The following is a 15555-nucleotide window of genomic DNA, read 5'->3' on the forward strand; positions in this document are numbered from 1 at the left end:
GGATCAGTTTGGACATCAATACGGAAACCTAATTATTTAGTGGAAATTTCCCTTCCCTGGGGCTAGCCCCAGGGAAGGGAAAGGACAGAGTTTAGCTAACACTCCCGTTTTATTTTGTGTTTCTCATGATTTGCCAATCTATGTACCAATACGAGGCAGGATAACCTTTGTTTTTAAAGTGGTTAATATTACTATTAATCTTTGAATTACTAACTGTTGGAGGTCTGAAAATGGTTGATTTGCTTTTAAAGTTTATTTACATCTATCCCCCTTTGTAGACATCTACAAAGTCTAGTATTCCTATTTAGGCGCTCGGATTTATTTAGAAGGGGAGCAATAAATTCAAATTTTAGGATAAAAACAGATAACCTCATTTTCTAGTGCCCTATCATATGATTACTTAATAAGACCTAACGCTGTGGGGCAGTATTATTCATTAGGGACGTAATGGATGGCTATCAATATCCATTCCATACTAAAAAAATTAATCAAGATAACCTTAATAATAAATGCATACCTAAACTATTTAATATGAAAAAGATTATACCCATTATAACCTTTTGCTTCGTACTATGTAATTCCCTATTTGCCCAAAAGGTCGTCCCAACCATCACCAGGGATGGGGATACACGGATATTGGATAAATCCAACTATCCATTTATTGCAGAAAATGCAGATGGTATTCGATTAACCTACAAGGATTGGGCAGGTTATTCGGATGCACAAATAGCCACCATTTTTAACAATCTTACCCATAAAAATGCCCTGCACCATGCAGTGTGGCACAATCAGGATGTGGCCAATTCTACTGTAGTTACCAAAATGCCTGAAGGGTCAAATGTCTTGGCTTTTATGCTCTATCAGGAAGGGGACGGCATGAATGTCAACGATTGGAACACTATTATGGCTCAAAATCCACCTTTTCCAATGTTGGCCCATACCCGTAAATTTCATACAGATAGCAGGAGTGATGATTTTCGTGCCCAAATATTGGTTGCCGATGGTGCGGAATTTGAATTTCAGATGGATGACCCTGCCAAGTACCAGCAAGCTGCGGATTTGCTGGAATTCTGTGTTAGCAATAATAAAATATGTTCTTTCCTGACTACTTACCAACGCAATCACGAGTATAACCTTAGTGCCTACAAAGCATTTTACTATTACTTAAAAAGATACTTTAAGGAGAAAAATAAGTCGCATTTTTTAAAGTCAGATTTGGTGATTTTTAATGTCAACTGTTACAATAATGATGAAGTATTTCCGGATGCTGATGATGCCGGAGGGACGTTTGGGGTGGCTCGTTGGCTTATCAAGCAAAAAACAGCTGATGACTGGATTCAACCTCATTTGTCTTTTACAGCACCTCAAAATGATGATTATTTTCAGAACCATGCCAATATTACAGTAAACGTCGCAGTTGATTACACTCAAGATCCTATAGCAAATATAAAATTATACAAGGCGAATAATGAACTCATTGGGATTGATTATGCGGCACCCTATGAGTGGAGCGGGGGACTGCTTGATGACTTGACTACAGGTATTCATCAGCTGAAGGCGGTGGCCACCGATATCAATGGCAATACCAGTGATAGGATCATTCAAATCAGAATAATGAAAGATCCGATTTCTGTTCCTGACCGCTTTAAGGCATCCGATGCTCATGACTATAAACTTAGGAATGAGCCCATCATTGAGGAAGGACTTATCAGGCATGTGTATAAGGATGAATGGGTTACCTATAAAATTGATGTGAAGAAAGCTGGTTACTATGACGTTGGAGTAGATTTGAAAGTTCAGCGTTCCAAACAATATGGCGGTACTATAATTCTAAATAAAGGAACATTTGGTGCCCTGACCGAAGTGGGAAGGTTTACCACCATTACCAATGACCCGGATCAACCTACCTTACCCGACTTTACCGAAAATCCTGAAGTAACTATGGATAGCATTTGGTTTGATGAAGGTTTGCAAGAGATAACCTTTACTTTTGATCATCCCTCGGGAATTACCAGACCACAATTCTATTTGTTCTCCTATGATTTTAAATTGCTGGGGGCGCCGACCATTGAGATCAATACCCCCTCGCTCAATAGTAATGGGGAGTACGATAGAATCACTGCTCCTGGCAAAATCGTAATAGCATCCAATATTACTCCTGTGAACGGAGAAAGCATAGAATATGCTGATTTATATATCAATGGCAATTTTGTCAGGCGAGATTCCAGTGCTCCCTACTCCTGGAATGATGAGGACCAGGACGCAGCCCAATTAAGTAATTTGCCGGAGGGCGTGTACTCCATGGAAATTGTGACTGAGGATGATCAAAATAACAAGGCCTATAAAAGGTTTGAATTAAAGGTGGTGAACCGTATGCCCTACACCAATTTGACTATTCCAGGAACAACTCAAGCATGGCATTTTGATATTGGAGGCGAAGGAGCCGCTTATCATGACTTTAACGTGGGATACGAGCGAGGTCTTCCAGAGGAACGAAATCCCCGGCGGGCTATAGCCGGAAAGGAAGACGTGGAAATTGATGCTGTTCAGGGAGATTTTGCAGTGAGTGGTATCCGGGATGGAGAATGGCTTTCCTATACCTTTGAATCCGTTGATTCGGGTCAATATGAAGTGTCATTTTTAGCCGCCTCACGAATTGGGAAAAGCGCCAATATTAAGTTGCTCTTGGACGGTAAGGACCTTGGTGATGTGGTGATCACTGGAACTGGAGCCAATTTTAGCGATTATGAATGGTATACAGCCTCGGGAATTATCATCCCTGAAAACATGAGCAATGCCAGTCTTCAAATGATATTTACTCCACGTGATGGCACTACCAGCTGGTTGTTTTTCTTTAAGGAGTTCAAGTTTACAAAGACAGGTCCAGCCAGCAGTCCTATCGTAAATGAAATCAACTTACCGGAACAACTATGTGAAAATCAGTCCATAACCGTTAAGGTAGATGCAGTAGATATTAATGGGAATATCGCTAATATAGAGCTGTTGCTTGATGGCATATCATTGGGAAGGGCTGATGAAATGCCCTATAAGTTTACCTTTTCCTTACCAGAAGGGGGGAGCTATGAACTTACCGCTATTGCTACTGATGATGAGAGCAATACTGGGGAGAAAACGGTATTGTTTTCAAGCACTGTCTGTGATGTCTCGGAAGAAAAACTCGATGCATGTAATATTACAGCCAGCTCCTCCCAGGCTCCAAACGTCCCGGGCAATGTTGCCGATGGTAAATTGGGGACACGATGGTCATCGAGTGGGGATGGGGAGACCCTGACCATGGATTTATGCGAAACCTTTCATATAGGTAGCATCAGGGCTGCCTTCCTTAGTGGAGATCGTCGAAAATCTTACTTTGATATTCAGGTATCTACTGATGGAATTAGTTGGACAGATGTTTTGACGAATGTAGCGTCAAGTGGAACGACGACCGGATTAGAGGATTTTGCCCTCTCCAACCCGGTGGATGCCAGGTATGTTCGTTATGTTGGTCACGGAAACTCTGCAAGTTCTTGGAATTCGGTGACTGAGCTGGAGGTGTGGGGAGTGGTAAATCAAGCTCCTACAGTTGTTATGGCAAATCCGCTTAACAATAGTACCATAGAACTGGGAGAAAGTACAGTATTAGAAGCCAATGCAACAGATGACGGTTCCATAACCCAGATTGACTATAGGTTGGACAAGAAACTTTATGCTCAAACCAAATCAGCCCCATTTGATGTAACCTGGACGGCTTCAGAAGTTGGAAGTTTTGTCATAGATGCTGTCGCATATGATGATCAGCGTATCAGCTCCGTTTCTGAGGGGGTTGCTGTTGAGGTGGTAGATCGGACAGCTCCAAGTGTTGTTTGTAATAACATCACAGTGTATTTGGACGAAGAGGGGAATGCCCTTATTTCGGCTGAGGAGCTGGACGGTGGCAGTTTTGATTTGAGCGGTATCGCCTCTTTATCAGCATCACAAACAGCCTTTACCTGCGAAAATGTTGGCGCCAATGAGGTGGTTTTAACTGCAATTGATCCTTACAGTAATTCAGCCACCTGTACAGCTACAGTAACGGTACTTGATAGTATTGGACCTCAAATTACTCCAATGAGTAATCTTTCTGTTGAGAATAGTCCTGGAAAGTGTAGTGCTGTGGTCAATTTTGAAGTTGAGGCATCTGACAATTGTGGCATTGCATCAATTGAAACCATCCCTGAATCAGGTAGTGAGTTTTCAAAAGGAATAACCACTGTCCAGGTAACGGCGACTGACCACAGTGGAAATAGTACCCAATCTTACTTTGAAATTTCAGTAATGGATACTGAATCGCCAGTCATGTATCTTGCCGCAGAAACCATTTCCATATGGCCTCCTAACCATAAATACCGAAGCTTTAATGTGTCAGATTTTGTAGAGTCGGTTTCAGATAATTGTACAGACTTAAGTATTGATGATGTGGTGATCCTATCGGTAAGTTCTGACGAAGCAGAAAATGGGCAGGGCGATGGAAACACCAACAATGATATCGTCATCGGTTCTGATTGCAGAAGCGTAGATTTGTTACAAGAAAGGTCAGGTTCGGGAGATGGCAGGGTATATACCATTGAGTTTGCCCTGTATGATGATGACCAGAATAGGGTCGTTGAGCAGGTTACCGTTACTGTTCCGAAAGATAAGAAGGGGATGGCAATTAATAGCGGAACAATGTATACAGTAAGCGGTAGCTGCGTCTCTCTGGCAGGAGAGAGAGCTTCATTTGTTGATGAAGAAAAAGCGACTTCTTCTGATGCTGACCATGAACTGGTAGTATACCCTAATCCCACCATTAAGGATTTTACTATTGATTTTGGTGAAATGGGACCCGTTCAAGTATTCATTCATAATAGGGTGGGAGAATTGGTGTTTAACCAAATGGTGTCAGAACAGTTGCTTCATCTTTCGAAAGGCAGCGTTTTCCCTAGCGGGGTATATGTAATTACGGCGATTGATCAATCCGGGGAAAAATATTATCAAAAGTTAATTATAAGATAAATAAACCTATGATATACTTTTTAGACTCTTATTCTGGAGATTGGTAAGATTTGAATTCAGAAGGGCCTCTTCTTTAAGTAAGGAGGCCCTTTTACCTTTCATTTTTTATGAATCGAGCTTGGCTCATTTCAAATAGACCTAGTATGAAGCAGGATAATCAACTTCATAATATTGATTAACATTAAGTTTAAGATACTTGGGTTCATATAGTTCCCAATTTGGCCGATTTCTGTCAAATCATAACGGCAAAAGGAAAAGTTAACTGTAATATTTTCAATGAGCCAATTAATAAAATTCATAAAAAGTGAAAAAAGCAATTTTATTTCTAGTACTGTTCATTAATTTCTCCCTTGCATTTTCGCAGAATTCGGGTGATGCCAAATGGATATGGCAAGAGGAAGAAGGTCCTGCCAATACATGGATGTCATTCAGAAAAACAATCGATCTTGAAAAAGTTCCCAATAAGGCCCTGACAAAAATAGCGGCGGATACGAAATATTGGCTATGGATAAATGGAGAGATGGTGTTGTTCGAAGGTGGATTGGCCCGCGGAGCAGCCCCAAATACCATTTATTATGACCCAATTGATTTGGCTCCATATCTAAAAAAAGGACAAAATACCATTGCTATTTTGGTTTGGTACTGGGGACGTACCCGAAAGACCCATGAAGATAGTGGCTGTGGAGGCCTCTATGTAGCAGCCGAGTGGGAAGAAGATCTGAATACGAATACATCTTGGAAAATGAACATTCACCCGGCCTATGATCCCAATAGCGGGGGAGGTGGTGGTTCTGCCAATCGGGTGAATGCTTATAATGTAAGATTTGATGCCAGAAAAGCAATGGCCGACTGGACGGACCAAGCTTGGTACACCCCCGCTTTTGACGACAGCAACTGGCCAACACCTATCGAAAAAGGAAAGGCCAATACCAAACCATGGGGAGATATGGTGAAACGGGCCATCCCTCAGTGGAACGATCGCGGTCTATCCGACTATACATCTATCCATATAGAACAAGGTGAATGGAAGCTCAGCCTTCCTTACAAGAACACAACGGACAGTGCTGTGGTACTGAGTGCAAAACTCCCCTTTAACCAGCAAATTACCCCCTATCTGAAAGTAAAAAGTATAGCAGGGGATACTATTGTTATCGATACAGATAATGACTTTAATCTTTTACAATCAATATACATCACGAGAGAAGGAGAGCAGGAATTTGAGGGATTTACTTGGTTCAATGGCCATTCGGTAGAGTACACTATTCCAATAGGAGTGGAAGTACTGGAGTTGAAATATCGTTGGACAGGAGTGGGTGAAATGACAGGTGTCTTCCAATGTAATGACGATTTCTATACCCGGCTTTGGTGGATGGCCAGAAATACGCTTTATGTGTGCGCCCGTGATAATTATATGGATTGTCCCGATAGGGAACGTGGTCTATGGATAGGTGATGTGGCCGATCAAACTGGGGCTGTGTTTTATACCTTGGATGAACCCGGTCGCTTATTACTTAAAAAAGCCATTGATAATACCATTGCCTATAGTGCTGGTGATACCATTCAAGGTTTGGCACCGGGATTTGGTGCCTATCGCGGGGCAAGTAGTGAACTGACAGGTCAAAGCCTCCAATATATCGATCAGGGCATATGGAGTTATTATTACAATACAGGAGACCAATCCACGCTAGAAACTGCCTACCCTGCTGTATTGAGCTATTTGAAACTCTGGGAAATGAAGCCCAATGGTCTGCCGGAACATCGTCAGGGCTATGCCAATTGGGTTGATTGGGGTGTAGATCCTGATCCAGTCCCTGTAAATGTGATCTTGTACTATATGGCTTTAAAGGCTGCTAAAAAGATGGCGGTAACTTTAAACAAAAACGAGGATATAGCATGGTATACCAAACGCATCCTCAGTATCAAAGAGACCTTCGAAGGTGAATATTGGCAGGGGACTTATTATGGGAGACCGAATATGCCCATCGAGGAACGGACCAGTGCATTGGCCATCATTAGCGGTCTGGCTAACGAAAAGCATTTTGAAACCTTGGTGGATAGTGTGTTGATCCCGGTCCAAAAAGCCAGTCCGCATATGGAGTGGATGGCCGAAGAGGCCATCATGCTCACTGGACAATACGATAAAGGTTTGTCGCGTATGCGCCAACGCTACGAAAGCCAAGTGAAGATGGATTGGCTGACGACCTTGTACGAAAAGTACCATCCTCAATTGCGGGGTACCTATAACCATGCGTGGAACGCTCCCAATTATGTGCTGTCAAGATATATTGCCGGTATTAAGGCAACTGACGTAGCTTGGAGCAAATACGAAGTTAAGCCTAATATGGCCCATCTCACTCATGTAAAGCAAATAGTGCCCAGTGTGAAGGGGGATATCATGCTTGAAGTTGATAAAAATGATGGTAATTATATCCTTGACCTTACCTCACCAGCTCAAACAACAGCTACTGTTTTCATCCCGGCAAAAGGGCGGATAAGTGTGAATGGAAAAGTAGTCTGGAAGGAAGGACAATTCAAGAACAAGGTTCCTCAGGTGAATTTTATCCAGGCAGATGATGAGTTTATAAGTCTTGAAGTAAAACCTGGAGTATGGAAATTTAAGGCAATGGATTGATCCAATCTTCTTCCTCGATAAATGTCAAAATAGGAAGAGGGTATAATCATATGATATTTATGGAAGTGGAAAAAAGTAGTTTAATAAAAATAGTTTCAGGGAGCCTGGTTTGGTTGTTGATGTTCTCCTGTCAAAACAAAATGGAACAGGATTTTGTAAATCCTCCTGGCCGTTACAGGCCCATGCCTTTCTGGCATATCAACGGGGAGCTTACTACCCAAGGGATCCGACAGCAAATGATAGATGCGAAAGAGGCCGGTTTTTCTGGAGTGAGTTTATTGCCCTTGGCCGAAAAAAGTATGAGCAAGCCAGGGACTTCGCCTAATTTCCTTTCGGAGGAATATTTTGAGCGTTACCAGGATATGATTGATATAGCCCAAGAGTTGGATATGGAAATCGTATTGTACGACGATAATGATTTTCCGAGTGGCATGGCAGGGGGGAAAATGGAAGAAAAGTATCCAAACCACACCATGAAAAGGTTGGATAAAATTGAACATAAGGTGAAAGGTCCTGTACTTTTTACCGATAGTATTCCTGGTATCCAATTAATGGCAGCAGTGGCTACCAATCAACAAACTAATGAACGCATTGAAATAAGTCCCTTTGTAAAAGCGGGTGTTTTACAATGGCAGGTGCCAGAAGGCGATTGGAAAATAATGCTCTTTCCTTTAATGAAGGACAGTTTTCACAAGAAGTACTTGTGTATGGATTTTATGGACACTGTTGCCGTACGCCATATGATTAATGAAACTTATGAAAAGTACAAAGACCGTTTTGGCCAGTACTTTGGAAACACTATTAAAACTACTTTTTTCGATGATGTGGGGTTTTGGAGGCATCCGCGTAACTGGACGGCCTCTTTTAACCAAAAGTTTGAAGAGGTGAATGGTTTTGACCCACGTCCATATTACCCTGCTTTATGGGAGGATATTGGCTCGGAAACCGAGGCTGTAAGAAATGCTTTTTTTAAAACACGCGCCGAATTATTGGCCGAAGGTTTCCCAAAACTGGTAGGGCAATGGAATGAAGCCAATGGCCTTAATAGTACCGGCCATCCACCGGGCAATTACGACCCAACACCCATAGATATGAATGCCGACATTTTTAAATTTTATCGGTATACCCAAATACCTTTAACCGATGCTATTATTGGTTATCAGTTTGGTCAAAACGGACATAAGCTTATTAGCTCTGCAGCCGATTATTATGACCGTCCATTAGTGGCCACAGAAATTTATGGAGCCTACAAAGAGAACTCATTTGACTCATTGATGCTGTATAGAGCCATGATGGATTTATTTGCACGAGGTGTCAATATGGTCATTCCTCACGGCATGTGGTATAATCCTGAGAAAGTTTACATACCACCATTGGTTTCGCCATATAGTGAAAAATTAGCTCCTGCACTTCCTGCTTACTCCAATTATGTAGGGCGTGCCAGTATGTTACTTAGAGGCGGAAGACGGGTTAGCGAAATTGCAGTACTTTATCCATTTGAGGGCTTGGCAGGATGGTTCCGTTTTGATAATCCAGACAGTATACGCCAAGGGTTTTATGTAGCTCCTGAAACCGATTACCAAACCGTAAGTGGATGGCTGACCAACGATATCCGTCGTGATTTTACCTTTGTACATCCTGAGTTGTTTTTAGATGAAAAGTATCGGATAGGGGAAGGTAGAATAAAATTAGACAATGTGGAAAATCATCAAACGTATCACACGGTCATTCTTACCGGAAGTAAAGTAATTACTTTTGCCACACTCCAAAAGTTAAAGCAGTTCTATGACAATGGCGGGACACTCATCGCCACTACCATGTTGCCGTTTAAATCTGCCACTAGAGGAAATGATGAGAGGGTCATTACACTTGTTAAAGAGATTTTTGGAATAGATCCCTCCAAAGAAAGAGCTGGTGATGAGATCATTGAATCCTTTAATGATGCTGGCGGCAAAGCCGTATTTATTCCACGACCGGATGCGACATTGTTAAAGGGGATACTGGATAGCTATGGTGGGGAGAGAGATGTGGTCTTTGAGAACAATCCGACCTTAGTAACTGAAATGGGTAAATTCAACTACATCCATAAAGTTAAAGAAGGCCGACATATTTACTTTTTTACCAATTCCAGTAATGAGGACATTGCCACTACAGTATCACTCCGGGGGCAGCTAAAACCTAGTGAGTGGAATCCCCATAGTGGTGAAATCACAAAAAATCTCGCTTATGACCATGTAGAAAAAAATGGGGTGGTGTACACGCTGATTGAACTCAGGCTGGAAGCCGTAAAATCAACCTTCATCATTTCGGAGAATTAAAAAATAGGACCTTAATGGCAATTATTGTGGTATGTGTGAAACAAATGAGCTTAGATAGTATAAGAAGAATATTTTTAGTAATGTGGTTTTTGGTATCAGCATTTGTTGCTGATGCTTCCGACTGGGGCAATGCCCAATGGATCTGGCAAGAAGGAGATGGCCCGTCCAATACATGGGTGAGCTTTAGAAAAACGGTGAGTATTAGTGAAGTTCCTGACATTGTGGAAGCACATATCGCTGTGGATAGCAAGTTTTGGCTATGGATCAATGGAGAGATGGTAATGTTTGAAGGAGGACTATCCAGAGGCCCCAGTCAGGCAGGTGAATGGGACAGGAAGAATAATATCACTCCTGCAAACAGTTGGTACCAAGAAGTAAATATTCAACCTTATTTAAACGAGGGCAAAAATACCGTAGCGGTGCTGGTTTGGTATTGGGGGCGAGAAACTCATAAAGGTACCCATATTGACAGTGGAAAAGGTGGATTACTTTTTCACGCTCAGATCGGGGAGCAATCTGTTGTGTCTAACAATACATGGAAAGTGAAACAGCATCCTGGATATGATAATACCATCGATCCACCTAGCAAAAACATTGTTCAGCACAGTGTCTTATATGACGCGCGATACGGTCTGGGTGATTGGACACCAGAGGCTTGGTACGCAAAATCTTATGATGATCGGAACTGGTCTCAGGCAACTGAAAAAGGAGAGGTAGGAACTGCCCCTTGGTACAATGTAGAAGAGAGTATCGTACCGCAGTTGATAAACCATGGATTGCAAGATTATGTCAATCACGAAGAGCTAAAATTCCCTTTTGTAAGTGATGGGAGAACTGTCATATGCAAGCTTCCCTTTAACCAACAGGTAACTCCATATCTGGAAATAGAAGCAGAAGCAGGAGATACCATTTTCATGACCACAGATAATCGCCTTAATAAAATCAATGCGATCTACATCACAAAACAAGGTAAACAAGCATTTGAAAGTTTTTCGTGGTTCAATGGGCATGAGGTACAATACACCATTCCTGCTGGTGTAAGGGTAAAAGGACTCAAATACCGTTGGATGAGCGTAGGAGAAATGGTAGGGAAATTCCAGTTGGATGATCCCTTTTATACACGATTGTGGACGATGGGGAACAATACACTGTTTGTTTGTGCCCGAGATAATTTTATGGATTGTCCGGATAGAGAAAGGGCCCTTTGGATAGGAGATGTAGCCGACCAAACCGGATACCTGTTTTACTCCATGGATGATGCGGGACGTCAATTGCTAAAAAAGGCAATTTTACAGACCGTGAATTTCAGTCAGGATGGTGTAATAGGTGCCTTGGGCCCCCTCCGGGTTCGTGAATTGGTAACCCAAAGCCTACAGTTTATAGCTCAGGTAGTATGGCCTTACTACTTAAACACCGGAGATAAGGAGACGCTTGAAATTGCTTACCCCTACGTTTTTGACTATTTGGATTTATTCCCAATGCAAGAAAACGGTTTGCCGGAGTACAGAAGAGGGAAAAGCTCTGACTCTTGGGATTGGTTAGATTGGGGTGTGGAAAATACCATTGACAAAGAACCCATTCAGATGGCATTTTATTACCTGGCATTGAAAGAGGCCAAGAAAATGGCTGAAGTCTTAGGTAATGAAGATCATATAGATTGGTATAATAAGCGAATGGCCTTAATGAAATCGGCATACGAAAAAGCCTTTTGGAAAAACGGCTTTTACAGCACCAATGCAGAAAAGTATAAAGATGATAGGGCCAATGCCATTGCAATTGTTTCAGGCATTGCCAATCCTGAGTTTTACGATCAGATTGTGGACAATGTGCTTACCCAAAATTACTTTTCAAGTCCACACTTTGAATGGATCGTAGAAGAAGCCATGTGCATTGCCGGAAGACATATGGAGTCTCTACAAAGAATGAAAAAGCAGTATCAAAGTCAGGTAGATAATCTATCTATGTCCACATTGTATGAGATGTTCCCTAAAGGAGGAAGTTATAATCATGCTTGGAATGCACCAAATACCATTTTATCTAAGTATATCGCCGGAGTGGAACCAATCAAAGTAGCTTGGAGAGAATATAAGATCATGCCTAACCTGCTTCATTTTTCAAGTTTAGAGAAGACTATCCCAACGGTAAAAGGAAATATCGACCTAAGCATTATGAAAAGTAATGATAGCTATAAGCTGAAATTAAATTCACCTAAAGAAACAACTGCAATTGTAGGTATTCCAAAGATTGGTAGGGAAATATTAATGGTAAAAGTGAATGACACGTTGGTTTGGGCAAATGGAAAAACTATTAATTCTTTGGACGGCTTAACATTTGAAGATGAAAACTCCTCCTATCTGAAATTAAGAGCAGGTGCTGGAAAATGGGACATAGTAGCCACTTATTAATTAACCTATACCTATTAGGATTGAAATGTTTTTGACAATAAAGATAATATGACAAAGTAGGGGTGATTTTATTCAAAGTTAACTGCTGTTTAGGTTTAGGATGAGGGTTATAATCTTATGTGAAAATCAATATTATGAAAATTCTATTGCCGACTTTAATTGTCCTTTTAAGCGCTTCAAATAGCGTCCTAAATAAAAACATTCATGAATTAGGACTTCACAAACGGAGCTGAAAGAGAGGCAAAGCTATTATAAAATTTTATTCCACCAATCATAAATGAAACGCCGAGACTTCTTGTTTTTATCCTCTTTGGCCGGCCTGGGAGGAGCTGTTTCTGCCAATGAACTCTTGGATCTAGGCACAAGGACTGTGATCAGCAGGTATTCATCTGATTTTAAGGAGCTGGTCTTTAATTTGTTAAAAGATTGGTGTGATGGAATGATCAGGACGCAAATCATCAACCCTTCTGATCCCAAAACGCACGGACTGCTTGACTGCCCGGCTTGCGAACATGTTCATGCACGGAGCATAGATGCGGTATATCCGTTTTTATATATGGCAAAGGCAAGCGGTGATAAAAAATATTTGGAAGCAGGGATTGCTGCTTTTGAATGGGGCGAAAATGTGACACGCGTAGACGGGGCCTGGACCAATGATTTGGATCCAAATTCCTGGGATGGAACTACTGTGTTTGCAGCAATTGCCTTAGCAGAAACGCTACATTATCATGGTGATTTGTTGGAAGAAGAAAGGCGTAAAAGATGGTATGCCCGTTTAGCTAAGGCTACCGAATTTGTGTACAACAGGTTTGATAGCGTTGGTAATGCAAATATTAATTATAGTGCCACAACTATCTACGCGCTAAATCTAATTGGAAGATTATTAGACAACCCAATGTATTTAAATCGCAGCAAGGAAATGGCTGCTGAAATAAAACGTTATTTTACCAAAACCAATAGTTTCTTATTTGGAGAAATACAGGGAGATAAGAGAAGGAAAAGCCCCAAAGGCTTACAAGGAATAGACTTGGGGTACAATACCGAAGAATCTCTAAACAATTTGGTCTTGTATGCCTTGCAGGAGAACGATGAGGAATTATTACAACTGCTTATAAAATCCTTAAATACCCACCTAGAATTTATCATACCCGACGGAGGATTGGATAATGGTTTTGGTAATCGTATGTACAAGTGGAGTTACTGGGGAAGCCGGACTAGTGATGGTATGCAGCCGGCCTTTGCCATGATGGCCAATCATAATCCTGCTTTTGGTACAGCAGTATTTAAAAATACAGGGCTCTTAAAGCAATGTACGCACAATGGCCTTCTGCACGGAGGGCTTCACTATCTGTCGCATGGCATAAAACCCTGTGTGCACCATACCTTTGCACATGCTAAGCCTTTGGCGGCAATGCTCGACAACTGGGAGCATCTGCCCGAAATAAATAAATCAATCCCGCTTCCAAGAGCGGCGGCCGATGGGGTCAAATACTATGAAGAACTGGATGTATCTTTGTTTGCCCGGGGAGACTGGAGAGGGACCATTTCTGCCTACGATGCGGTATACAATCCTAGGAACGATTGCCGTCAGGCCACAGGAGGTGCATTGGCTCTTTTATACCATAATAGAGTTGGCTTGCTTTGTACTGCCAGTATGGCTGTTTACAAAATGCAGGAAGCCAATAATCAACAGCCTGCACCTGGCGAAGATATTGCGCTTACGCCGCGTATTGAGACATATAAAGATAATACTTGGTACACCAATTTATTTGATTTAGCCGCCACTTATAATTTTTCCGACAAGGATAAAACCATTGAATATACCGCTACGGTTCAATTAAAAAATGAATCAGGAGAAGTCGTAGAAGAGTCTGCATCGGATTTTGTAATCAACTATCGCTGCACTGAGGAGAAGGTGGAGATTTCAGTATCTTCCACTCAGACCATAAAAAAGCCAACATCATTGGTTCTCCCTATTGTATCACCACGCGGTGAAACAGTAATGAAACCCTCGGATAAAGAGATATCAATTAGAAAGCCTGAAGGTACGGTGAAAATTTGTTCTAATGTGACTTTAAAAATAAAGGAAATGGCCAAAAGCAGGACCTTCAATATGGTGCCTGGTGTGGAAGCTGTTCCTGTTATAGCCCATTTTGGAAAGAATGATAAAAAAGTCAAAATTGCCATTGAAGTAATTGAAAATAACTAGCATACTGGATTGAAGGGAGCAATAAACTTTATGGAGAGGAGGGCAGAAACTTTTTTCTAAACTGACCAGGTGAAAGACCCGTTTTTTGTTTGAATAAGCGGTTGAAATAATAATCAGATTCAAAACCCAATGCATAAGCAATTTCCTTTTGGCTCATCTTTGTTCTCAGTAAGGTTTCTTTTGCTTTTTCTATTTTTAATTGGAGATAATACTGTAAAGGAGACGTGCCGGTTTGCGTTTTAAAGTCAACCCTGAATTTTGAATAGCTGACCCCTAAGTCTGAGGCGATTTTCTCCAGATCAATGGATTCGTTGATTTTTTCATACATTAAATATTTGGTATGGGAAACCATTGAATTGATAGTGTGGTCCTGATTGCTGCTTAATTGTATATTATTGATTTCTGCTAAAAGCTGAATGCAGAGTCCTGAAGCTATTCTTTGAAATCCAAATGGTTCATTATTGAATAAATGAAATAATGAATCGAAATAATTGAGAACGGTTTCTCTGCCACATCCGGGAATGATGGCATTTTTAGGGGAAAAGAAACCATTTGACATGAATTGCTTTGCAATGGGGCCCGAGAATCCCACCCATCTTTCTGTCCATCCCGTTTTTTTTAAGGGCATGTATCTGTGCCAAACTCCCGGAAATAATAAAAATCCATCTCCGTTGACGATTTTTTTTCTACCGGTTTCTTTACTCTCAAAGACACCCTCCCCATCTGTGATTAACACAAAGTGAAATTCATTCAGTACCCTTCCGTTTTGCCAGGTAAACATATAGCTTCCTGGATGTCCTTTTGAGGGATATGCCTCGTTTTTTTTGATTTTCGTACTGCCAAGGTCATTTATCCAAAATCCCCAATTTTTATCCTGCTCGAAAATCATCAAATATTTTCTATACTGATTACTTTTCATATCAATTTGTGCAATTATAAAGTCATATTGTCAATTGAGAC

Annotated in this window: 6 protein-coding genes; 5 read left to right on the forward strand and 1 reads right to left on the reverse strand. The window is 41.3% G+C overall.

The window, feature by feature from the left end:
• The first annotated feature begins 531 nt into the window (after nt 1–531).
• The 5 genes from ACYVAA_RS19615 to ACYVAA_RS19635 all read left to right on the forward strand — a co-directional run bounded on the left by ACYVAA_RS19615 (nt 532) and on the right by ACYVAA_RS19635 (nt 14595).
• On the forward strand, nt 532–5031 hold the full coding sequence (locus ACYVAA_RS19615) for an Ig-like domain-containing protein (protein ID WP_460545037.1): 4500 nt from the start codon (nt 532–534) through the stop codon (nt 5029–5031).
• A gap of 304 nt (nt 5032–5335) precedes the next feature.
• Nucleotides 5336–7663 carry an alpha-L-rhamnosidase-related protein gene (locus tag ACYVAA_RS19620; RefSeq protein ID WP_460545039.1) on the forward strand — a complete coding sequence of 776 codons (2328 nt, stop codon included), beginning with the start codon at nt 5336–5338 and terminating at the stop codon, nt 7661–7663.
• Between the two features lie 59 nt (nt 7664–7722).
• A complete protein-coding gene (locus tag ACYVAA_RS19625) occupies nt 7723–9981 on the forward strand; it encodes a glycosyl hydrolase (RefSeq protein ID WP_460545041.1) in 2259 nt (752 codons plus the stop codon).
• Nucleotides 9982–10025: 44 nt separating this feature from the next.
• A complete protein-coding gene (locus ACYVAA_RS19630) occupies nt 10026–12386 on the forward strand; it encodes an alpha-L-rhamnosidase-related protein (RefSeq protein WP_460545043.1) in 2361 nt (786 codons plus the stop codon).
• A gap of 277 nt (nt 12387–12663) precedes the next feature.
• Nucleotides 12664–14595: a glycoside hydrolase family protein gene (locus tag ACYVAA_RS19635; protein ID WP_460545045.1), complete on the forward strand. Its 1932-nt coding sequence runs from the start codon at nt 12664–12666 to the stop codon at nt 14593–14595.
• Nucleotides 14596–14623: 28 nt separating this feature from the next.
• On the opposite strand, the gene ACYVAA_RS19640 is transcribed toward ACYVAA_RS19635, so the two are convergent.
• Nucleotides 14624–15514: an AraC family transcriptional regulator gene (locus ACYVAA_RS19640; RefSeq protein ID WP_460545047.1), complete on the reverse strand. Its 891-nt coding sequence runs from the start codon at nt 15512–15514 to the stop codon at nt 14624–14626.
• Nucleotides 15515–15555 lie beyond the last annotated feature (41 nt).

The organism is Echinicola sediminis, from assembly GCF_054777495.1.

What these genes read in the sequence shown, in the direction of transcription:
- ACYVAA_RS19630 (WP_460545043.1), top strand. Translation starts at nt 10,026, where the DNA reads ATGAGCTTAGATAGTATAAGAAGAATATTTTTAGTAATGTGGTTTTTG.
- ACYVAA_RS19615 (WP_460545037.1), top strand. Translation starts at nt 532, where the DNA reads ATGAAAAAGATTATACCCATTATAACCTTTTGCTTCGTACTATGTAAT.
- ACYVAA_RS19625 (WP_460545041.1), top strand. Translation starts at nt 7,723, where the DNA reads ATGGAAGTGGAAAAAAGTAGTTTAATAAAAATAGTTTCAGGGAGCCTG.
- ACYVAA_RS19635 (WP_460545045.1), top strand. Translation starts at nt 12,664, where the DNA reads ATGAAACGCCGAGACTTCTTGTTTTTATCCTCTTTGGCCGGCCTGGGA.
- ACYVAA_RS19640 (WP_460545047.1), bottom strand. Translation starts at nt 15,514, where the DNA reads ATGAAAAGTAATCAGTATAGAAAATATTTGATGATTTTCGAGCAGGAT.